General features: G+C 69.5%; 18 protein-coding genes. 8 read left to right on the top strand and 10 right to left on the bottom strand.

Annotated features, from left to right (window positions below):
- The 4 genes from CQ047_RS09405 to CQ047_RS09390 form a co-directional block, all read left to right on the top strand.
- The coding region (locus CQ047_RS09405) for an ABC transporter permease (protein ID WP_146114309.1) at positions 1 to 412 on the top strand (412 nt) is incomplete at its 5' end.
- Positions 409 to 2,337: an ABC transporter ATP-binding protein gene (locus CQ047_RS09400; protein ID WP_105674538.1), complete on the top strand. Its 1,929-nt coding sequence runs from the start codon at positions 409 to 411 to the stop codon at positions 2,335 to 2,337. The genes CQ047_RS09405 and CQ047_RS09400, both read left to right, overlap by 4 nt.
- Before the next feature lie 129 nt (positions 2,338 to 2,466).
- Complete coding sequence (locus tag CQ047_RS09395; RefSeq protein ID WP_105674536.1) at positions 2,467 to 4,182, top strand: ABC transporter family substrate-binding protein; 1,716 nt, start codon at positions 2,467 to 2,469, stop codon at positions 4,180 to 4,182.
- Positions 4,183 to 4,270: 88 nt separating this feature from the next.
- Positions 4,271 to 4,993 (top strand): alpha/beta fold hydrolase, encoded by a 723-nt coding sequence (locus CQ047_RS09390; protein ID WP_105674534.1) that lies wholly within the window; start codon positions 4,271 to 4,273, stop codon positions 4,991 to 4,993.
- Here CQ047_RS09390 and CQ047_RS09385 read toward each other — a convergent pair.
- Positions 4,984 to 6,174: an MFS transporter gene (locus tag CQ047_RS09385; protein WP_219844606.1), complete on the bottom strand. Its 1,191-nt coding sequence runs from the start codon at positions 6,172 to 6,174 to the stop codon at positions 4,984 to 4,986. The two genes, CQ047_RS09390 and CQ047_RS09385, sit on opposite strands and share 10 nt — an antisense overlap.
- 29 nt (positions 6,175 to 6,203) lie before the next feature.
- Positions 6,204 to 7,553: a GH1 family beta-glucosidase gene (locus tag CQ047_RS09380; RefSeq protein ID WP_105674530.1), complete on the bottom strand. Its 1,350-nt coding sequence runs from the start codon at positions 7,551 to 7,553 to the stop codon at positions 6,204 to 6,206.
- A gap of 226 nt (positions 7,554 to 7,779) precedes the next feature.
- On the opposite strand from CQ047_RS09380, the gene rpsT reads away from it, so the two are divergent.
- Positions 7,780 to 8,040: a 30S ribosomal protein S20 gene (gene rpsT / locus CQ047_RS09375; RefSeq protein WP_105674528.1), complete on the top strand. Its 261-nt coding sequence runs from the start codon at positions 7,780 to 7,782 to the stop codon at positions 8,038 to 8,040.
- 77 nt (positions 8,041 to 8,117) lie between these two features.
- On the opposite strand, the gene CQ047_RS09370 is transcribed toward rpsT, so the two are convergent.
- From CQ047_RS09370 to CQ047_RS09345, 6 genes are all read right to left on the bottom strand, one after another.
- Positions 8,118 to 8,810: a histidine phosphatase family protein gene (locus CQ047_RS09370; protein WP_105674526.1), complete on the bottom strand. Its 693-nt coding sequence runs from the start codon at positions 8,808 to 8,810 to the stop codon at positions 8,118 to 8,120.
- Complete coding sequence (gene holA / locus CQ047_RS09365; protein WP_105674524.1) at positions 8,807 to 9,850, bottom strand: DNA polymerase III subunit delta; 1,044 nt, start codon at positions 9,848 to 9,850, stop codon at positions 8,807 to 8,809. The genes CQ047_RS09370 and holA overlap by 4 nt, the downstream gene beginning before the upstream one ends.
- A 9-nt stretch (positions 9,851 to 9,859) precedes the next feature.
- Positions 9,860 to 12,172 carry a ComEC/Rec2 family competence protein gene (locus CQ047_RS09360; RefSeq protein WP_258132572.1) on the bottom strand — a complete coding sequence of 771 codons (2,313 nt, stop codon included), beginning with the start codon at positions 12,170 to 12,172 and terminating at the stop codon, positions 9,860 to 9,862.
- The gene (locus CQ047_RS09355; RefSeq protein WP_105674522.1) at positions 12,169 to 12,756 is read right to left on the bottom strand and encodes a ComEA family DNA-binding protein; all 588 of its coding nucleotides are present in this window, start codon (positions 12,754 to 12,756) and stop codon (positions 12,169 to 12,171) included. The genes CQ047_RS09360 and CQ047_RS09355 overlap by 4 nt, the downstream gene beginning before the upstream one ends.
- Positions 12,757 to 12,849: 93 nt before the next feature.
- Positions 12,850 to 15,426: a leucine--tRNA ligase gene (gene leuS, locus CQ047_RS09350; protein ID WP_105674521.1), complete on the bottom strand. Its 2,577-nt coding sequence runs from the start codon at positions 15,424 to 15,426 to the stop codon at positions 12,850 to 12,852.
- A 35-nt stretch (positions 15,427 to 15,461) separates the two neighbouring features.
- On the bottom strand, positions 15,462 to 16,757 hold the full coding sequence (locus tag CQ047_RS09345; RefSeq protein WP_105674519.1) for an anthranilate synthase component I family protein: 1,296 nt from the start codon (positions 16,755 to 16,757) through the stop codon (positions 15,462 to 15,464).
- Positions 16,758 to 16,798: 41 nt separating this feature from the next.
- On the opposite strand from CQ047_RS09345, the gene CQ047_RS09340 reads away from it, so the two are divergent.
- The 3 genes from CQ047_RS09340 to CQ047_RS09330 are packed head-to-tail and all read left to right on the top strand — an operon-like array spanning position 16,799 to position 19,353.
- Positions 16,799 to 17,470, top strand: a complete 672-nt coding sequence (locus tag CQ047_RS09340) for a DedA family protein (protein WP_105674517.1) — start codon at positions 16,799 to 16,801, stop codon at positions 17,468 to 17,470.
- 4 nt (positions 17,471 to 17,474) lie between these two features.
- Positions 17,475 to 18,500 (top strand): App1 family protein, encoded by a 1,026-nt coding sequence (locus CQ047_RS09335; protein ID WP_105674515.1) that lies wholly within the window; start codon positions 17,475 to 17,477, stop codon positions 18,498 to 18,500.
- A 1-nt stretch (position 18,501) separates the two neighbouring features.
- A complete protein-coding gene (locus CQ047_RS09330; protein ID WP_105674513.1) occupies positions 18,502 to 19,353 on the top strand; it encodes a 3-methyladenine DNA glycosylase in 852 nt (283 codons plus the stop codon).
- Here the strand turns inward: CQ047_RS09330 and CQ047_RS09325 are convergent.
- On the bottom strand, positions 19,331 to 20,533 hold the full coding sequence (locus CQ047_RS09325; protein WP_105674512.1) for a glycoside hydrolase family 3 N-terminal domain-containing protein: 1,203 nt from the start codon (positions 20,531 to 20,533) through the stop codon (positions 19,331 to 19,333). The genes CQ047_RS09330 and CQ047_RS09325 overlap by 23 nt on opposite strands.
- Positions 20,533 to 21,189 (bottom strand): SDR family oxidoreductase, encoded by a 657-nt coding sequence (locus tag CQ047_RS09320; protein WP_105674510.1) that lies wholly within the window; start codon positions 21,187 to 21,189, stop codon positions 20,533 to 20,535. The genes CQ047_RS09325 and CQ047_RS09320 overlap by 1 nt, the downstream gene beginning before the upstream one ends.
- Between the last annotated feature and the right edge of the window lie 3 nt (positions 21,190 to 21,192).

The raw sequence follows: 21,192 nt of genomic DNA, 5'->3' as shown, positions 1-21,192 counted from the left end.
CTTCGTGATCGGCTGGTACTTCCCCGCCAGGGTGATCTGGACCATGGCGCTCTCCCTGCGTGAACGCGAGTACGTCAGCGCCGCCCGCTACATGGGCGTCGGCGGCATGAGGATCGTCCTCCGCCACCTGCTGCCGAACATCGGATCCCTCCTGGTGATCAACTTCACCCTCGGTGTTGTCAACGCCGTCGTCACCGAGACGGGTCTGTCCTTCCTCGGCTTCGGCGTCAAGATCCCCGATGTCTCGCTGGGCGCGCTCATCGGCACCGGCTCCAGCAGCCTCACGACCGCGCCCTGGCTGTTCTACTTCCCCGCCGCGGCCCTCACCCTTCTCACCGTGTCGATGGCGCTCGTCGCCGACGGCCTGCGTGATGCCCTCGATCCCACGTCTGCAGCGGGAGGCCGCGCATGAGCACCGTCCTTTCCGTCCGCGACCTCCGGGTCAGCTTCGCCTCTGAGGCCGGCCGCGTCGACGCCGTGCGCGGCGTCTCCTTCGATCTGGAGGCCGGCAAGACCCTCGGGATCGTCGGCGAGTCCGGCTCGGGCAAGTCCGTCACGTCTCTCGCGATCATGGGCCTCCTCGACGAGAACGCGAAGGTCACCGGTTCCATCGTCTACGACGGGCAGGAGCTGATCGGCAAGTCGGACAAGCAGCTGTCCGTGATCCGCGGCAACGGCATGTCCATGGTCTTCCAGGACCCGCTGACATCCCTCACCCCCGTCTTCACGGTCGGCGACCAGCTGATCGAGGCGCTCACGGTGCACCGCAGCCTCTCCAAGAAGGACGCATGGGATCGCGCGGTGGAGCTGCTGACGCTCGTGGGTATCACGTTCCCTGAGCGGCGCATGAAGTCGTTCCCGCACGAGTTCTCCGGCGGCATGCGCCAGCGCGTCGTGATCGCGATCGCGATGGCCAACAACCCCAAGCTCATCATCTGCGACGAGCCGACGACCGCTCTCGACGTGACGATCCAGGCGCAGATCCTCGATCTGATCGAGAAGGCGCAGGACGAGACCGGCGCCGCGGTGATGATGATCACCCACGACATGGGCGTGGTGGCGCGCACCGCCGACGACGTCATGGTGATGTACGCCGGCAAGCCCGTGGAGCACGCACCCGCCCGAGAGCTCTTCCACCGCACGCGGATGCCGTACTCGATCGGACTCCTGGGGGCGATCCCCCGCGTCGACAAGGCCGAGAAGGAGCCGCTGACCCCGATCAAGGGGAACCCGCCGCTGCTGATCAACCTCCCCGATGCGTGCCCGTTCGCCGACCGCTGCCCGATCGCGATGGACGCCTGCCGCGCGGGCGAACCGGAACTGCTGCCGGTGTCGACCGGCACGGGCGAGCGTCATCTGGCCGCGTGCATCCGCTCGCAGGAGATCGAGGACGGCGGTCTGCTCGGCGGCCTCCCCGTCTTCCCCGCCAGGGTGATCCCCGAGAGCGACCTGACCCGCACACCGCGCGAGGAGCGCCCCGTGACGCTCGAGGTCAAGAACCTCACCAAGACCTTCCCGCTCCTCAAGGGCGCGTTCCTCAAGCGCAAGGTGGGCGAGGTCCAGGCGATCAAGGGCATCAGCTTCGACGTCCGCGAGGGCGAGACGATGGCGATCGTCGGCGAGTCCGGCTCGGGCAAGACCACCACGCTGCTGCAGATCATGGACATGGTCAAGCAGGAAGACGGTGACATCGTCATCGCGGGCACCAGCGTGAACGAGCTGCACAGCAGGAAGATCGAGCGCGAGCTCCGCCGCGACATCCAGATCGTGTTCCAGGACCCGATGGGCGCACTCGACCCGCGCATGACCGTCGCCGACATCATCGCCGAGCCGATGCGCGCGATCGGCACGCCCAAGGCCGAGGTCCACCGACGCGTGGACGAGCTGATGGACCTGGTCGGCCTCAATCCCGCGCACAGCGACCGGTTCCCGCAGGCGTTCTCCGGCGGGCAGCGCCAGCGCATCGGCATCGCGAGAGCCCTGTCGACGAACCCGAAGATCGTCGTGCTCGACGAGCCGGTGTCGGCGCTGGACGTGTCGATCCAGGCCGGCGTCATCAACCTGTTGGACGAGCTCAAGGTCAAGCTGGGTCTGTCGTACCTGTTCGTCGCACACGACCTGTCCGTCGTGCGGCACATCGCCGATCGCGTCGCCGTGATGTACCTCGGCGAGTTCGTGGAGCACGGCGACGTCGACGACGTCTTCGACAACCCGCAGCATCCCTACACCAAGGCTCTCCTGTCGGCGATCCCGGTGCCGGATCCGGACATCGAGCGCACGCGTCAGCGCGTCGTGTTCGACCCGGAGACCATGTCGACGAAGCCTGCGACGGTCTGAGCGGATGCCGCTGCGAGGTCTGGTCACCGTCCGATAACGGTTAGCCGGTATTCACTGTCCGCCGCTGTGCGGTGATCAACAGCGAACTATTCTTCCCTTTATGAAACGCCGAAAGGCGAAAGGAGCACCATGAAGCACAAGAAGTTGTTGGGGGCTGTCGCGATCAGCGGCGTCCTCGCACTCGCCCTCGCGGGTTGCGCGAGCGGATCCGGAAACACCGGTGGCGGGAACGGTTCGGAGAAGCCGGTCGAAACCAAGTCCGCCGACTACAACCCCCAGGCTCGGGCCGACATGAAGGAGGGCGGCGAAGTCCACCTCGGCATCAACGGCATCCCCGAGCAGCTCAACGCCTTCCACGGCGACGGAGTCGCCGACACCTCGACGCTCTGGTACTTCTACATGCCGCAGATCCTGCTGGTGAAGCCGGAGGGCGAGGTCTACAAGAACGACGCCTACCTCGACAAGTACGAGATCGGCGAGAAGGACGGCAACACGACCGTCACCTTCACGTTCACCGACAAGGCGCACTTCAACGACGGCACCGACATGGACTGGACTGCCATCGACGCGACCTGGAAGGCGAACCGCTCGTCCGACGAGGGCTACAGCCCCAACGCGACCGACGGCTACAAGCAGGTCAAGTCGGTCGAGCAGGGCGACACCGCGAAGACCGCGGTGGTCACGTTCGACGGCATCTACGCCTGGCCGTCCATGGTGTTCCTCACCGGTGGCGTCCTGAACCCGAAGCACGCCGACGTCGACACGTTCAACAACGCGTACATCGGCAACCCGCACTCCGAGTGGGGTGCAGGCCCGTACATCGTCGACGAGTTCGACGCCAACAAGGGCTTCATCTCGTTCAAGCCGAACCCCGAGTGGTGGGGCAACGCTCCTCTGCTCGACAAGGTGACCTTCCAGCAGCTCGAGCCCGACGCCGCGATCAACGCCTTCAAGAACGGCGAGATCGACATGGTCGGCGCGAACTCCAAGGACCGCCTCGAGCAGGTCAAGTCGGTCAAGGACACGGTCGTGCGCCGCGCCCAGCAGACCGCGAAGACGATCCTGATGCTCGACGGCGACAAGCCGCAGTTCGAGGACGTCAACGTCCGCAAGGCGTTCTTCCTGGGCATCAACATCGACCAGCAGAAGCAGATCGCCTGGAACGGCCTCGGCTACGAAGAGCCCGCCGCCGGTTCGCTGAACATGTACGCGTTCCAGGAAGGCTACGTCGACGCGTTCGCCGAGGCCGGCCTGAAGCACGACGTCAAGGCAGCCAAGAAGCTCCTCGACGACGCCGGCTGGAAGGAAGGCTCTGACGGCATCCGCGAGAAGGACGGCGTCAAGCTGAGCGTGGTCTACCCGGTGTTCGGCTCCGACCCGACGCAGGAGGCTCTCGCCAAGTCGCTGCAGGCGCAGGAGAAGGAGATCGGCATCGACGTCAAGGTCGATGTGCGTGCCTCCGCCGACTTCGCCAAGGACCTCCCGACCAAGAACTGGGACATCGCCGGCCTGCGCTTCAGCGACTCCGACCCGTTCGGACCGGCCTGGATGTGCCAGCTCTACTGCTCGGAGAGCGAGCTGAACCTGTCGGGCACCGGCAACGCCGACATCGACAAGCAGATCGCCGACGACGTCGAGTCGCAGAAGGACGCGAAGAGCTGGACCGCCGCGGCGGAGAAGCTCGAGCCGAAGATCATCGACGAGACGTGGGGCGTCATCCCGCTCTACAACGGCCCGTCGATCTACGTGGTCAAGAACGGCCTGGCGAACCTCACGCCTTGGCCGTACGTCGGCCTGGACCTCTTCGGCGTCACGCCGATCGAGGACTTCGGATGGCAGAAGTAACTCTCTGATCTGAGAGAAGGGAGCGGGGCCGGTGGACATCCACCGGCCCCGCTTTCGCGTTGTCGGAGGGCCTATCTAAGCTGAGTCCGTGAGCGTCCAGATCGTCTTCGTCCACGGCATCCGCACATCTGCGACGATGTGGCGATCTCAGCTCGCCTATCTCGACGAGCGCGGCATGACCGCCACCGCCGTCGACCTCCCTGGACATGGCACGCGTCTGCACGAGGACTTCACCCTGCACGAGGCGCTGCACACGATCGACGCCGCCGTGCGGGCGGCGGCGGAGAAGGGACCCGTACTGCTCGTCGGGCATTCGATGGGCGGCCTGCTGTCGCTCGCCTATACGGGAGGCGCGCAGACACCGCCGGTCACGGGTCTCATCGCGGCATCCTGCACCTCACTCCCCCACGGCGCGGGTCTGGCGGCCTACCGTCTCATCGCCGGAGCGGTGAACTCGCTCCCCGACCGGGGCCTCTGGCTCACCGAGAAGATCCTCGACGCGACGATCCCCCTGGAGACCCGGTCCGACTTCGCCGCGGGCGGGTACGCTCTCGACACTCAGGACGCCGCCCTGCGCAGCCTCACCACGCTGGACATCGCCTCCGCCGTCGAGAGGATCCGCATCCCGCTCTGGTTCATCAACGGCCAGTACGACCAGCTGCGGGTCAACGAGGGGCTGTTCCAGCGGCTCGCCCCACACGCCGAGCTCATCGTGGTCCCACGGACGACCCACCTGGTCACCGCGATGCGCCCACGGGTGTTCAACGCGGCCCTGCAGCTCGCGATCGCGACGATCGAGGCTCAGGCCTGACGCACCCGCTGCCGCGCGAAGGCGGTGAGGATGCCCCCGACCACGGACAGCACGGCTGCCATCACGAACACGAGCCAGAAGCCGCCGACGAGCGCGACGAGACCGGCTCCGAGCACGGGGCCGATGAGCTGTCCGAGCGCGGCGGTGACGTTCACGATGCCCAGGTCCCGCGCATGGTCCTTCTCGTCGGGCAGCAAGTCGGCGGCGAACGCCAGGCCGACCGTCGAGAAAGCTCCGTAGCCGAGCCCCATGAGCGCGGCGGCGACCATCGTCGCCTCGAAAGTCGGGACGAGAGCGATGAGCACTCCGGACGACGCCTGCACGAGGGTCGAGGCCACGGTGAGAGCGCGGCGATTCCCGGTGCGGTCGGAGATCACGCCCGTGAGCACGGAGGCGATCACCACGAACACGGTGTAGACGACGATCAGCAGCAGGAGGTTGTCCTGCGCCTCGGCGTTCGGCTGGCCGAGCCCGTGCAGCAGGAAGAAGAGGAACAGGGCCGTGCCGAGGGCGTTGCCGACGTTGGCGACCAGGCGCCCCGACAGCATCCAGGCGAAATCCCGATCTCGCAGCGACGCCAGCAGCCGCCCTTCGCCACGCGTCGGCAGAAGGGCCTCGGACGCGGGCGGGTCGGGAAGCAGCACCGCCGCGGCGGTCCCCACGACGGCGATGATGCCGGCGAGCAGCAGATACCCGGAGAGGATGCCGAGCCCGAGCAGCACGACGAGTCCGACGCCGAGCACGATGCCGACGGCCTGGCTCGAGCCCACCGCCGCCGATGCGGCGCCCCGCTGCGTGGGCGGCAGCTGATCGGCGATCAGCGCGGTGAACGCCGCGGACGATACGGCGACGCCGATGGACACACCAACCCAGGCCGCTCCGACCGCCCACGGCCCCTCGGTGAAGCCGGTGAGGATCAGGCAGAGGACCGTGAGCCAGACGCCGCCGAGCGCCCACGGGCGGCGACGACGGCGGCCTGCCCCCGCACGATCCGAGAGGGCGCCCGCCACGGGGCCGGCCACGATGCCCGCCAGGCCTCCGATGCCGAGCACGAGCCCGGACGAGACGACTCCCCTGATCCAGTCGTCTTCCGGGGTGTCCAACTGCAGCGGGAGCAGCAGTTGGACAGGGGTGAGCTGCACCGTCCAGATCGCCAGCCAGGCGAGCGTGAACAGCGACATCCATCGGGCGCCGACCTTCGTCGAAGAGCTCACCGCCTCTCCTCCGTCCCGCGGCGGAGGGCCGCGATCAGCTCGCGATACCAGTCGTACGAGGCCTTGGGGGTGCGCTCCCCCGTCTCGAAGTCGACGTGGACGAGACCGAACCTCTGGGTGTAGCCGTCGGCCCACTCCCAGTTGTCGAGCAGCGACCACACGGTGTACTCCTCGACCGGGACTCCGGCGGAGATCGCCTCGGCGACCGCTTCCAGATGGCCCTTCAGGTACGAGATGCGGTCATCGTCGTCGACGCGTCCCGCCCGTTCCGGCTCGGGGAACGACGCGCCGTTCTCGCCGATGATGACCGGCGGCAGCTGCGGATGCCGTCTCTTGAGATCGATCAGGAGATCGCGGAGCGCGCTCGGCATGATCGGCCACTCCGGTCCGAAGCCGGTCACCGGCACTCCGGGTGTCGGCACGATGTCGAAGGGGATCGGGCTGTCGGCATCCGCTGTCGTCACCGTGGTCGGGTTGTAGAAGTTGATGCCGTAGAAGTCGATGGAGCCGTGGATGCTCTCGAGGTCGCCGTCCTGCACGGGCATGCTCGGCAGACCGAGCGCCTCCAGATCGGGGTAGACGCCGTCGAGCAGCGGCTCGCTGAAGACCCGGTTGTGGACGAGATCGTACGTGAACGCGGCCGCCGCGTCCTCCTCCGAGTCGCGCAGCGGCAGGACCCAGGTGTGGTTGTTGACGAGTCCGACGCTCGCGGCCCTACTCGCGCGGAGCACGGCGGCTGCTCCGGCATGCCCGAGAAGCTGGTGGTGGACGGTGGGGAGCGCCCCGAACAGCAGCTGCTTCCCCGGGGCGAGAGCGCCGGTGGCATAGCCCTGCAGCGTCATCATGGCCGGTTCGTTGAGGGTGTACCAGTGCCTCACCCGATCCCCGAGGCGATCGACGACGAGTGCTGCGTACTCGGCGAATCGCGATGCGGTGTCGCGGTTCAACCAGCCTCCGTCGGCCTCGACGGCGCTCGGCATCTCCCAGTGGAAGAGCGTCGGGAACGGCGTGACCCCGGCATCGAGAAGGAGGTCGACGAATCGCGAGTAGTGGTCGAGCGCCGTGCTGTTCCCGGGCCCCGAGCCGTCCGGCTGGATGCGCGCCCACTGGATGGAGAACCGGTAGCGGTCGAGCCCGAGGCCCGCGGCCAGAGCCACGTCCTGCTCAGGATGACGGTAGCTGTCGCACGCGGGTTCAGCGGTGCTGCCGTCGATGATCGCCCCTGGACGCTCCAGGAAGTCATCCCAGATCGATCTCCCCCTGCCGTCGGCTGTTCGCGATCCTTCGATCTGGAACGCGGAGGTGGCTGCGGAGAACCGGAGGCCCGGCGGGAGGGCGAGTGTCATGAAGGGTCCTTGACGTCAGTGTCGGGATAGTGATGATTCTGCACCCAGTACCGCCCCGTGCGCGACTGAGTTCCGCAACTCGACACCCGTTTAGGGAGATGGTGTCGGATGCTGGTAGACTCGACTCTTGGCTTGCGTGTGGGTTCTTCCCTCACGACCGTCGCGCAGGAGCCCTCTTCTCCGGCCGGCATTTCCGAAACAACTCCTGTACAGAAAGCGTCCACACGTGGCAAACATCAAGTCGCAGATCAAGCGCAACAAGACCAACGAGAAGGCTCACGAGCGCAACAAGGCCGTGAAGAGCGAGCTGAAGACGCACGTCCGCGCCACCCGCGCCGCCGTCGCCAGCGGCGACAAGGCTGCTGCCGAGGCCGCGCTGAAGACCGCTTCCCGCAAGCTCGACAAGGCCGTCAGCAAGGGTGTCATCCACCAGAACCAGGCTGCGAACCGCAAGTCGGCCATCGCCAAGCAGGTTGCCGCTCTCTGAGCCCCGCTTCTGAAGAAGGCCCGTCTCTTTCGAGACGGGCCTTCTTCGTGCGACGGGGGTGCTTCCCGACGGTGATGTCACGGAGCGGTGGCGATCGGCTCCCCCGGCTCTCCGACCGGCGCGGCCGGAACGTCCTGTGCGAGGGCGTCTTCGAGATCGAGTCCGCCCAACGGCTCCTGCTGCCACCGGATGAGCCTCCACCCTGCATCGGGATCGCCGTCCAGCATGCACATGCCCGTGTTGTAGAGGCGCCAGTGCACGGCGTCCTCGAGATCGACACCGCCCACCCGCGCAGCCGCCCAGACGCGGATCGCCGCACCGTGACTGACCACGACCGCTGCACCGTCGACGTTCTCCCGTGCCACTCGCGCGATGGCGGAGTCGTAGCGGTCGAAGAACTGCGTACCGCTCTCTCCGCCCTCGATCGCGAACTCCGGGTCTCCGGTCAGCCAGCGCCGCGCCGCGCCGACGTAGGCCTGCACGGCCTCCCGATCGCTGCGCATCTCCCACCGGCCCGCACTGATCTCCTCGAGCCCCTCGACCACCTCGGGGGTGAGCCCGCGGGCAGCCGCGAGCGGTGCAGCCGTGAGCCCCGTGCGGGTCAGCGGAGAGATGTAGACGGCATCGATCGCCTCGTCTGCGAGAGCCGCCGGGATCGCCGCAGCCTGCAGCGCTCCCAGAGACGTGAGACCGGGCCCGGGGCGGCCGGTGTCGAGAGCGCCGATGACGTTGCTCGGCGTCTGGCCATGGCGGATGAGGATGAGTCTCATGCGTCTTCTCCGAACGGCTGGCGGGTCGCGATGACGGTGACCATGCGCTCCAGCGCGAAGATCGGGTCGCGCGCGGCGCCCTTCACCTCGGCATCCGCTCGCGCGGTCGCCTGGATGGCCATGCCGAGCGACCGCTCGTTCCACCCCGCGAGATCGCGACGCGCCCTGTCGACCTGCCAGTCCTTCATGCCGAGCCGCTGGGCGAGCTGCCGACTGGGCTCACGGTTGCCTGCCACACGAGCCATGGTGCGCAGCTTCATCGCGAAGGCGGCGACCATCGGAACCGGGTCGGCGCCGGAGGCCAGGGCATGACGCAGCGAGACCAGCGCCTCTCCGTATCGTCCGGAGATGGCGGTGTCGGCGACCACGAAGGCCGAGACCTCCACGCGCCCGCCGTAGTACTTGGTGACGACGTCTTCGGTGACGTCGCCCTCGACGTCACCGATCAGCTGCTGGCACGCCGCTGCGAGCTCGGTCAGATCGTCGGAGAAGGCGGAGACCAGCGCACGCAGCGCCGGCGGGGCGATGCGCTTCTTCGCGGCCTTGAACTCCCCCGCCGCGAAGTCGGCTCTGTCACCGTCGCGCTTGATCGCGGGGCAGGCGATCTCGATGCCGTCGCCCGTGCCGGCGCGGAGGGCGTCGAGGAGCTTCTTGCCCCGCACGCTCGCGCCGGTGTGTCGGAGGATGACCGTGGCGCCCTCCTGCGGGTGGTCGAGGTACGACACGGCCTCCTGCAGGAACGCATCCGAGCACTTCTCCACCCCTGACACCCGCACCAGCCGAGGCTCGCCGAACAGCGAGGGAGAGGTGAGGGAGAGCAGCGTGCCGGGGGCGTAGTCGTCGGCACGGACATCGCTGACCTCGAGCGCGGGATCTTCCGCCCGCAGGTAGTCGCGCACACCGGCGATCGCGCGCTCGGCGCAGACCTCCTCCGGGCCGAAGACCAGCACGACCGGGGCCGGTTGCGGCTCGCGCCACGGCACCTGACGGATCTTGCTGGGCTTGGCGCCCCCACGGGCCGGAGTACGCGAAGCTGCCATGTTTCCAGCCTACCCGGGGCCGCCGACGCTCCTCTCTGTCCAGACCTCGACGGCGCCGTCCTTCAGGCCGATCAGGATGCGACCCCGCTGATCGGTGCGCAGGACGTGCGCCCCGACGGCCTGCAGGATCGCGAGGATCTCCGCTCTCGGGTGCCCGTAGTCGTTCCCCTCCCCGACGCTGATCACGGCGACGGCGGGCCTCAGCGCCTCGTACAGCCCGGCGTCCTGATCGGCGCTTCCGTGATGCGCGACCTTCACGACGGTCATGTCCGAGCCGAGATGCGCCGTGCGCTGCAGCATCCGCTGCGACTCCGCCGAGAGATCGCCGAGGAACAGCGATCGCGGCACGCCACCGCCTCCGAACTCGACGACGACGCTGGAGTCGTTGCCGGCGGAGAAGGCCGACGAACCCCGCTGCGGCCAGAGCACGCGCCACGATGCGTCGCCGAGCGTTCCCTCGAGGCCGGCCGCCGCGTCGACGAGATGGGCGCCTCCTGCGGCCAGGCTTTGGAGCAGGCGGACGTCGCCAGGTGCATCGGATGGTCCGTGCAGCACCCGGTCCACCCGGCCCTGCACGGCATCGACGCTTCCGACATGGTCGAGATCGAAGTGCGTGAGCACGAGCAGGTCGACGCGCTCGATGCCGAGAGAGCGCAGGCATCCCCCGAGCAGGCCGGGGTCGGGGCCCGTGTCGATCAGCGCCGTCCTGCCCGCCGATCGGACGACGAGGGCATCGCCCTGTCCGATGTCGCACGCGGCGATCGCCCACCCGTCGGGGCTGGTCGCCGTCGCGAGCGGTCCGCGGAGCAGAACCTGCGCTCCGCCCAGCGCGACGGCGACGACGATCACGACGGCCGCCGCGGCTCGCGCCCAGCGCACCGGCCGTATGAGCGCGACCCTCTCCTTCGGCCGGACCAGCAACAGCGCCGCTGCGGCGCTGAGGACGGCGACGAGCAGGGAACTGCCGATGCCGGGCAGGAGCGGCACCTGGGCGAGCGGCAGTTCGGCGCTCACTTCAGCGGTGGCGGCGATCCACGCGGCGGGGAGCCAGGCCGACGCCGCGAGCACGTCGGCCAGGAACGGCAGCGGCGCGGCGAGACAGGCGAGCAGCCCGACCACCGTGGCGATGGGCGCCGCGGGATCGGCGATCATGTTCGCCACGATGCCGACGAGCGACTGCTGGTCCGCGAACAGGGCGATGATCGGGGCGCAGACGAGCTGCGCCGAGAGCGGGACGCCGATGGCCAGAGCGAGGGGCTGCGGCATCCATCGCGTCATTCCTCTCGCGAGCGGGGGCGCGAGCAGGATGAGAGCGCCGGAGGCCGCCACCGACAGCGCGAACCCCGGTGTCGCCGCGAGCCAGGGATCGACGATCAGGATCGCGCTCGCGCAGAGAGCGAGGAGCCCCGCCCCCGCGCTCGGCCGCCCCAGCAGCACCGACAGCATGGCCGCGCCCGCCATGACGGCCGCTCTGACGACGCTCGGCTCGGGTGTGACGAGCACGACGAAACCGGCCAGCGCGAGCGCCGCGAGGACCACGCGCAGCCTCCGCCCTCCCCCGCACAGCGCCACCAGCCAGAACGCGGCACCGACCACGATCGCGCAGTTGGCTCCCGACACCGCGGTGAGGTGGCTCAGTCCGCTGATCCGCATGTCGTCGTTCAGCTCGGCGCCGACCGCCCTCGTATCCCCCACGGCCAGTCCGGGCAGCAGCCCGGCTCCGGGTTCCGGCAGCCGCGTCGACCTCGCGATGAATTCGTGTCTGGCGCCCGCGGCGACCGCGAAGATCCCCGCTGCCGGACGTTCGATCGCGGCAGAGCTCGAGAACACCACGAGCGCTCCGCGCTCCCCCGGGTCGGTCGATGCGGCCTCTCCCCGTACGCGGACGGCGGCGCCGAGGTCGTATCCCTCCCCGGGGTCGAGACCGAGCCGCACCGGCGCTGACGCAGGTCGCACGTCGCCCGGTGACCCGATGCCCGTGAGCTCGGCATCCACCCACAGCCGCCCGTCGCGACCCACCGACGCGGAGGACGTGATCTCGCAGGTCGCCTCGACGAACCTGCCGTCCCATGCATCGGCGGCGTCCCTGGCCGGAAGAGCGACGCACACCGCCAGCGACGCGGCTGCCGCTGCGGAGAGGACGACCGCCGACAGACCCGATCCGCTCGCCGACGAGCGCACCGATCCGAGCACCACCGCGATGACAGCCCCGAGCACCCCTCCTCCGGCAACCCAGGGTGCGGCCTCCGGTGCGAACACTCCGAGGAGTGCCGCTCCCCACGTCGCACCCGCCACCGGCAGCAGGCGCAGGTCGCGCCTCACACCCGGACTCCGTCGCGGATGCCGGCGAGCAGCTTCTCTCCGATCCCCGGTACCGCCAGCAGGTCGTCGACCGAGCCGAATCGCCCGTTCTCCTCCCTCCAGGAGATGATGCGCTCGGCCAGCGCAGGGCCGATCCGCGGCAGCGTCTCCAGCGCGGTCTGGTCGGCCGTGTTCAGATCGATGCGGTCATCGGTCGGCGCCGCGGGCGCTCCCGCCTCGACGCCCGCTCCGATCGAGGGCACCACGATCTGCTCCCCGTCGGCGAGCACCCTGGCGAGGTTGACGGCGGCGAGGTCGGCCTGGTCGGTCGTTCCCCCGGCGGCCGCCACGGCATCGACCACCCGCGAATCCAGATCCAGCACGTACAGTCCGGGGCTCTGCACCGCCCCCAGCACGTGCACGTAGAGGTCGCCGGACGGCGCGGCGGATGCATCGGCGACCGGGACGGACTCCGTCGGCGCGGCCTGACCCCGCATGATCCCGAGGCCCACCGCGGCCGACAGCACGACGAGACCGAGCACGACGGCAGCGCCGATGCTCAGTCGGAGCGTGCGTGGTGCGGAGGACGACGTCGGCTGCGGCATCCGCCCACGCTAGGGGCGTGGACGGACGCTCAGGAGCCGTAAGACCGGGGCCGGTGGACAAGCCACCGACACCCGCGGACTGTGGACGAACTCTCAGCCCTTGACGACGATGCTGACGATCTTCGGGGCTCGCACGACGACCTTCACGATCTCCCTATCGCCGATCGATCGGATCACGCGCTCGTCGGCGCGGGCCAGGGCCTCGAGCTCGGCCTCGCCGATACGGGCGGGCACCTCGAGCTGGGCGCGCACCTTGCCGCCCACCTGGACCACGGCCGTGACCGTGTCCTCGACGAGCAGCGCCGAGTCCGCCGAGCGCCAGGTCACCAGACCGACGGAGGGCTCGTGACCGAGGATCTCCCACATCTCCTCCGCGGTGTGCGGAGCGATGAGGTCGAGCATCACGGCAACGGTCTCGGCGGCCTCGCGCACGGCGGGGTCGGCGGCGCCCGCGGCGCCGTCGATCGTCTTGCGGGTGACGTTCACCAGCTCCATCAGCCGGGCGACCAGCACGTTGAACTTCGTCTGCTCGACGAGGGCCGGCGCCTCGGACAGCAGCTTGTGCGTGGCACGGCGCAGCGCGGCATCCCCGCCGTCGAAGACGACGTCCACGGGGCTCGACACCTCGCCGGCGATGCGCATGGCGCGCGCCAGGAACTTCTGAGCGCCCGTCGTCGAGACGTCCGCCCAGTCCTTGTCGTCTTCCACCGGGCCGGCGAAGGCCAGGCCGACGCGCAGCGCGTCGGCGCCGTGCGCGTCGAGCTCCTCCTGGAAGAGGACCAGGTTGCCCTTGCTCTTCGACATCTTGGTGCCGTTGAGGATGACCATGCCCTGGTTGATCAGGTTCGAGAACGGCTCGGTGAAGTCGATGAGCCCCATGTCGAAGAGGACCTTCGTGATGAACCGCGCGTACAGCAGGTGCAGGATGGCGTGCTCGACACCGCCGATGTAGGAGTCCACCGGCGCCCAGCGGGATGCCTGCTTGGGGTCGAACGCCACGGTGTCGCTGTTCGGCGACAGGAAGCGCAGGAAGTACCACGAGCTGTCGACGAAGGTGTCCATCGTGTCGGGATCGCGCAGCACGGGGTCGCCGGACTCCGGGTCGACCGTGCGCACCCAGCCCTCGGCGGCACCCAGCGGCGACGCGCCCTTCGGGGAAAGGTCGAGACCCTCGACGCTGGGCAGCTTCACGGGCAGCTGGTCCTCGGGGACCGGGATGATGCGGCCGTCGTCGGCGTGCAGCATCGGGATCGGCGTGCCCCAGAAGCGCTGGCGGGAGATCAGCCAGTCGCGCAGGCGGTAGTTCTTCGCGGCGCGGCCGGTTCCCGATGCCTCGAGCTGCTCGATCGCACGGGCGATCGCGTTGCGCTTGGACAGTCCGTTCAGCTCGCCGGAGTTGATCATGCGGCCTTCGCCGGTCAGCGCCGTGCCGGTGACGGACGGGTGCTGGTCGTCGAGCGAGGGCATCGTGTCGATCGGCACGCCGTCCTCATCGACCTCGATGACGGGCATCGCGCCGGTGATGGGAGCGGTGGTGTCGACGACGACCTTGATCGGCAGGCCGAACTCGCGGGCGAAGTCGAGGTCGCGCTGGTCGTGCGCAGGCACGGCCATGACGGCGCCGTGGCCGTAATCGGCCAGCACGTAGTCGGCGGCCCAGATCGGCAGCTTCTCGCCGTTGACCGGGTTGATCGCGTAGCGCTCCAGGAACACGCCGGTCTTCGGGCGGTCGGTCGCCTGACGATCGATGTCGGTGGTCTTCTGCACCTCCGTCAGGTAGCCCTGGAAGCGCTCGCGCACCTCGTCGGGCGCCTCGGCGGCCAGCTCGGCGGCCAGGTCGCCGTCGGGGGCGACGACGAAGAACGTCGCGCCGTGCAGCGTGTCGGGGCGCGTGGAGAACACCGTGACCGGCTCGTCACGACCCTCGATGCGGAAGTCGACGTCGGCGCCGACGGAGCGGCCGATCCAGTTGCGCTGCATCTGCAGCACCTTCGACGGCCAGAAGCCCTCCAGCTGGTTCAGGTCGTCCAGCAGGCGGTCGGCGTAGTCGGTGATGCGGAAGTACCACTGCGTGAGCTTCTTCTTAACGACCTCGGCGCCGCAGCGCTCGCAGCGTCCGTCGACGACCTGCTCGTTCGCGAGCACCGTCTGGTCGTTGGGGCACCAGTTCACCGGGCTCTTCTTGCGATACGCCAGACCCCGCTCGTACAGCTTCAGGAACAGCCACTGGTTCCAGCGGTAGTACTCGGGGTCGGAGGTGTGCAGCACACGACTCCAGTCGAATGAGACGCCGTAGGCCTGGAAGCCCGTCTTCTGCTGGGCGATGTTCTGGTAGGTCCACTCCTTCGGGTCGGCGCCCCGGCGGATGGCCGCGTTCTCGGCGGGCAGGCCGAAGGAGTCCCACCCGATCGGGTTCAGGACGTTGTGTCCGCGGTGACGCCAGAAACGCGCCACGATGTCGGAGTACAGGTAGTTCTCCGCGTGACCCATGTGCAGGTCGCCGGAGGGGTAGGGGAACATCGCCAGCACGTACCGACGGGGACGCGTGTCGTCATCGCCGCCGGTGAGGAACGTCTCGTTGTCGGCCCAGTACTTCTGCCACTTGGCCTGGATGGCGTGCGCCGAGGAGACCTCGTCGTCGGCGGGAACGGTGGAGAAGTTCTCAGTCAAAACGAACGCACAACCAATCTGAACAAAAAGCGGGATCAGTTCAGGATATCGGAACCCCAGAGCGCGGGCGTTTCCGCGCCGAGGGCCGCCAGCGGGGCTCGCGCCTTGGTCGCCACCTCCGCCACCTCGGATGCCGCGACAGAGCGCCAGGTGATCCCGCCGCCCGCGCCGACCACCGCCTTCTCATCATCGATCAGAATGCTGCGGATGACCATCGCGAGGTCGACGTCGCCGTTCACGCCGACGTAGCCGAAGCACCCCGCGTAGACGCCGCGGGGTCCGCCTTCGAGGTCGTGCAGCCGGGTCATGGCGGAGAGCTTGGGCGCACCGGTCATGCTGCCTGCGGGGAACGTCGCGGCCAGCAGGTCGCCGACCGTGGTGCCCGCGGCGGCGGTTCCGCTCACCGTGCTGACGAGCTGGTGCACCGCCGGATAGCTCTCCACGACCCACAGTCCGTCGACGCGGATCGACCCCGGCTCGCACACGCGCGAGAGGTCGTTGCGCATGAGGTCGACGATCATGACGTTCTCGGCGCGCTCCTTGGGGTCTGCCTGCAGCTCCGCGGCGAGCGCGGCATCCGTCTCCGGATCGGCGCTGCGCGGGCGGGTGCCCTTGATCGGCCTGGTGCGGATGACTCCGCCGCTCGCCTGGAGGAACTGCTCTGGACTCGCGCTCAGCAGGGCACGCCCGCCGATCCGCAGGAACCCGCCGTGGTGGGCGGGCGTCGCGGCACGCAGCCGCAGGTAGGAGCCGACCTCGTCCTGCGGTCCCTTGACGGTGAAGCGCGTGGTGAGGCACAGCTGATACGCGATGCCGGCCCTGATGAGCTCTCGGCACTGCTCGATGAGGTCCGCGTACTCGCCAGGGGTGTGCCGGGCCTCGGCCGTGCGCAGCGCCGTCGTGACAGGGGGAACGGGCGGCGGCGTCCTGCGCTCCGACACGAACGCCGACCACTCGTCGAGGTCCTCATCGTCGGCGAGCGCCCAGACCCGACCCGTGGCGTGCTCGAAGGCTGCGGCCCTGGTCACCCGCAGCCACGCGTCGCCCTCGGCGTCCGCCGTCGGGGCCCCCGCCGTGCGCGCACCGGACTCGTAGTCGCACCATCCGACCCATCCACCCTGGAAGGGGATGCCGGAGGCCGCAGCACCGTCCACCCGCACGGCGTCGGGCAGCGACGAGACCCCACCCGTTCCGACGAAGCTCCAGCCCTCCTGCGCCGCTGCGCCGGCGTCGAGCCAGAAGACATCGGGGCACACGGCTTCGAGCGCGAGGAAGAGGGCCGCCGGATCCGCGTCGCCGGGCAGCGCTCGGGCGGTCAGTCGTTCGGGCACCTTTCCAGCCTAGATCCCGGTGCCTCCCGTACTCTCATGACATGGATGGGTTCCTGCTCTGGCTTCTCGACACCGTGCAGTCGATCGATCCGGTCGCACGCACCCTGATCGCGGGACTGGCGGTCATGCTCGAGACGAGCATCCTCATCGGGCTCATCTTCCCCGGAGACACCGTGGTGATCATCGCGTCGATGGGCGTCTCCAGCCCGACCGAGGCCATCGCCATGGTGATCGCCGTCGTGGTGGGCGCGCTGATCGGCGAGAGCATCGGCTTCGTGCTGGGCCGCTGGCTCGGCCCCCACATCCGCACGTCCTGGATCGGCAGGAAGGTCGGCGAGCACAACTGGGTCAGGGCGGAGACCTATCTCGCCCGTCGTGGAGGCATCGCGATCTTCCTCTCCCGCTTCCTTCCCGTGCTGCACTCCCTGGTGCCGCTCACCGTGGGGATGAGCGGCTACTCCTATCGGCGCTTCCTCGCGTGGACCGCGCCGGCCTGCCTGCTGTGGGCGACGGCCTATGTGAGCGTGACCTCCCTCGCCGCGGGGAGCTTCCGCGAGATGGTCGACCGCGTGCACTTCGCGGGGTACATCTTCGTCGGCGTCATCGCGCTGTTCCTCATACTCATCGTCGTGGGCAAGAAGGTGCTGACCCGCCTCGAGGCGCGTCACCTCGACACCACGGAAGCGGACGCGGGCGCCGACGTGAAAGACTGAGGCAATGGCCTCTGCACCCCCGGCCCCCAGGATCCACTGGTTCGCCCGTCTCGAGCACCGCTTCCACGTGTGGCGAGAGGGTCGAGCGCGCCGTCGGGGACGCACCGCCACGATCGTCCCGTTCCCCGGCTACGGGGGTCCCGGCTGGGTTCGTGTGGTCGGGCGGGTGCTCATCGTCCCGCCGCAGCGCCGCACACGAGACGGCGAACCGGCGAGCGTCCGCGGCTGGCGCAGCTTCGTCAGCATCCCCGTGAGCTTCGCGAAGGTCACGGTGCGGATCGGAGACGCGACCCATGACGTGGTGGCCGACCGCGGCGGCGTGATCGACGCTGTCATCGACGCCGACCTCCCCGCCGGCTGGCAGACGTTCACCGTCTCCGTCGAGGGGCAGCCTCCCGTCGACGCCACCGCGTTCATCGTCGGGGAGGAGACCCGCTTCGGCGTCGTGTCCGACGTGGACGACACCGTCATGGTCACCGCGCTCCCCCGCCCGTTCATCGCCGCGTGGAACTCCTTCGTCGTCGACGAGCACGCCCGCCTCCCCGTACCGGGCATGGCGGTGCTGCTCGACCAGCTGCTGCGCCAGCATCCCGGCGCCCCCATGGTCTACCTCTCCACCGGTGCCTGGAACGTCGCTCCGACGCTCACCCGCTTCCTCGGGCGGCATCTGTTCCCGACGGGCTCGATGCTGCTCACCGACTGGGGTCCGACGCACGACCGGTGGTTCCGCAGCGGGCGCGAGCACAAGCTCACCAACCTGCGCCGTCTGGCCTCCGAGTTCCCCCACGTGCAGTGGCTGCTCATCGGCGACGACGGGCAGCACGACGAGTCCATCTACTCCGAGTTCATGGACGAGCACCCCGACTCCGTCGCCGGCGTCGCGATCCGTCGACTCCTCCCCGCCGAGGCGGTCCTCGCCGGAGGACGCACCGGCAAGGAGGAGCACTCCGAGCACGTCGCGCCCTGGGTGAGCGCGGAGGACGGCGCCGGTCTGCGCGATCTGCTCGGCGAAGCCGGCATCCTGCACTGACATGTCCCTCACCCGGTCCGAGTGGACGGAGCGCGAACAGGCGCACCAGCGGAGAGCGGACGCCCTCACCGCGGCGCACCGCGATCGTGCGTCCCGTCGCGAGAAGCACCCGGTGTGGGACTTCCTCTTCACGTACTACGCCTACAAGCCCGCGCAGCTGCGTCGCTGGCACCCCGGGGCCGGCGTCGTCATCGATGACGCCCCCGAGCGCGTCGGCTGGCGGTGGTACACCCCCGCGGGATCGGGTCTGATGCCGGACGCGTCCGCCTTCGCGGCCGACAAGCCGGAGCTCGCGGCCCTCATCGAGCGGATGCTGCGGCGCACTGCATCACGACCCGGCCAGTTCGGCTGCTTCGGGCTGCACGAGTGGGCCATGGTGTACCGGCAGGAGGAGCACAGGCACCCCGTGCCGCTGCGACTCGGACAGGCGGGAACGGATGCCGTCGTCGAGAACCACGATCTGCGCTGCACGCACTTCGACGCGTTCCGGTTCTTCACCCCCGAGGCCGTACCGCGGAACCGCCGATCGCTCACCCGCGAGGATCAGCCGCTCTTCGAGCAGCCGGGGTGCCTGCACGCGGGCATGGACCTGTACAAGTGGGCCATGAAGCTCGGGCCTCTCGTCCCCGGAGAGCTGCTGCTCGACGCGTTCGAGCTCGCCCGCGACATCCGGCTCCTCGACATGGAGGCCGCCCCGTACGATCTGTCGGCGTGGGATGTCGTGCCCGTGCCCATCGAGACCGCCGAGGGCAAGGCGGAGTACGTGCGACGCCAGCGCGGATTCGCCGAGCGCGGCGCAGCGCTGCGCTCGGCCCTGCTCGACGCCTGGCTCAGCTCACCGGTTCGCACGTAGGGCACAGCGTCCAGTCGGCCGACGTCGCCGACAGTCGCAGGCGCAGGGCCAGCACGCGCGTCGCGGCGTCGGCGAGGCGCTCTGCGGAGAGCGTCCCGCTCTCGACGGCGGCGACGATGCCCGCGACCATCTGCCCCGCGGTCTCGGGTGTGGAGCCCGCGACCATCAGCACGAGGTCGTTGCCCGCCGCGAGGGCCGCCACAGCGTTGGCGACGGGATCACGGTACTCGGGGATGCCGGAGGACTGCAGCATCCCGAGATCGTCGGTCACGATCACCCCGCGGAAACCCAGCTCGTCACGGGCGATCTCATGCCAGCGCGCCGAGAGGGAAGCCGGCGCGGCGTCGACTGCGGTGTAGGCCAGGTGCCCGAACATGAGCAGGGACGCCCCCGCGTCGACGCCGGCGATGAAGGGCAGGGCATCGGATGCCCGCCACTGCTCGAGGCTCTCGTCGGTCGTGGGGATGGCGTGATGCGAGTCCCCGGGAGCCGCCCCGTGCCCCGGGAAGTGCTTCAGCGTCGACGCGACGAACGACTCCTGGGCGGTCGTCGCCGCGGAGACCCTCTCCGCGGCGCCCTGGGGATCCGTGCCGAGTGCGCGCCCGTAGATGAACGACGAGGGGTCGGCGGTCACGTCGGCGATCGTGCCGAAGTCCACGTCGATACCCGACTGGGCGACGAGAGCGCCTCGGGCGGAGAACGCGGCGGAGGTCGCCGCCACGGGGAGGCCCTTCAGCGTCCGTGAAGATGCGTAGTCGTCGGCCGGGAGACGGGAGACCAGGCCTCCCTCCTGGTCCACGGCGATGAGCGGCGGCAGGGACGGGTCGACGACGAGAGCAGCCGTCAGCGTCTCCAGCTCGGCGGAGGTCGCGGGAATGTTCGCACCCATCAGGATGAACCCGCCGAGGCCCTGCGACATGTAGGCGGTCAGCGCGGCGGCATCCGTCGAGGGGATGTGCCCCATGACGACGCTCGCCGCCTGCTCGGCGGTCGTCATGCCCTCGACCGTCCGAGCGGCATCCGCACCGGGTCCGTCCTGGGTCGGCGCGGACACAGTGGTGGGCGGAGCCGTCGTCGCGGGTGGAGGCGAAGAGGCGGCGGCACCGAGCGCCGGAGTGCACAGCCCCGTGAGCAGGATGGCCGCCGCGACCGAGAGCCACCGGGCGCGCCGCACGCGCATCAGCTCGACAGTGCCTCGACGATCGGCGCCGAGGCCTCGGGGGTGCCGTTGCCGAAGCGGATCGTGCGGCCGATCGTCGACATGTCGGAGAGGGTCTCGACGATCACCGCGGCGACGTCGGCCCGCGACACCGCCCCTCGGCCATCGGGATCGATCCGGATCCGCCCGGTGGGTTCGTCGAACGTCAGCGTGCCCGGGGCGAGGATCGTGCCTTCCAGGTCGGTGCCGCGGAGGTGCTCGTCGGCCGCCCACTTCGCGTCGGCGTAGGGGAAGAAGTCCGCTCCCTCGGGGACGCCGTGATCGGCGGTCGACCCGAGCCAGGACACCATCACGTATCGGCGCACCCCGGCGATGGCCGCGGCATCCATCGTGCGGATCGCCGCGTCGCGGTCGACGGCGTAGGTGCGCTGCGGATCGCCCCCGCCGGCGCCGGCCGACCAGACGACGGCGTCGTGCCCCCGGATGAGCTCTGCCAGGGCCGCCGTGTCGAGGCTCTCGACGTCGGCGACGAGGGCGTGCGCTCCCCCGGCTTCGACCTCTGCGACGTGGTCGGGATTCCGGATGACGGAGGTCACCTCATCGCCGCGGGCGACGAGGAGTGGTGCGAGCAGGAGCGCGATACGGCCGTGGCCGCCGAAGACGATGACGCGGGACATGCT

This window comes from Microbacterium sp. MYb72, from assembly GCF_002979415.1.
Classification (GTDB): domain Bacteria; phylum Actinomycetota; class Actinomycetes; order Actinomycetales; family Microbacteriaceae; genus Microbacterium; species Microbacterium natoriense.
Note: the sequence above shows the minus strand (reverse complement) of the source record. Positions and strands in the feature narration are given on the sequence as shown.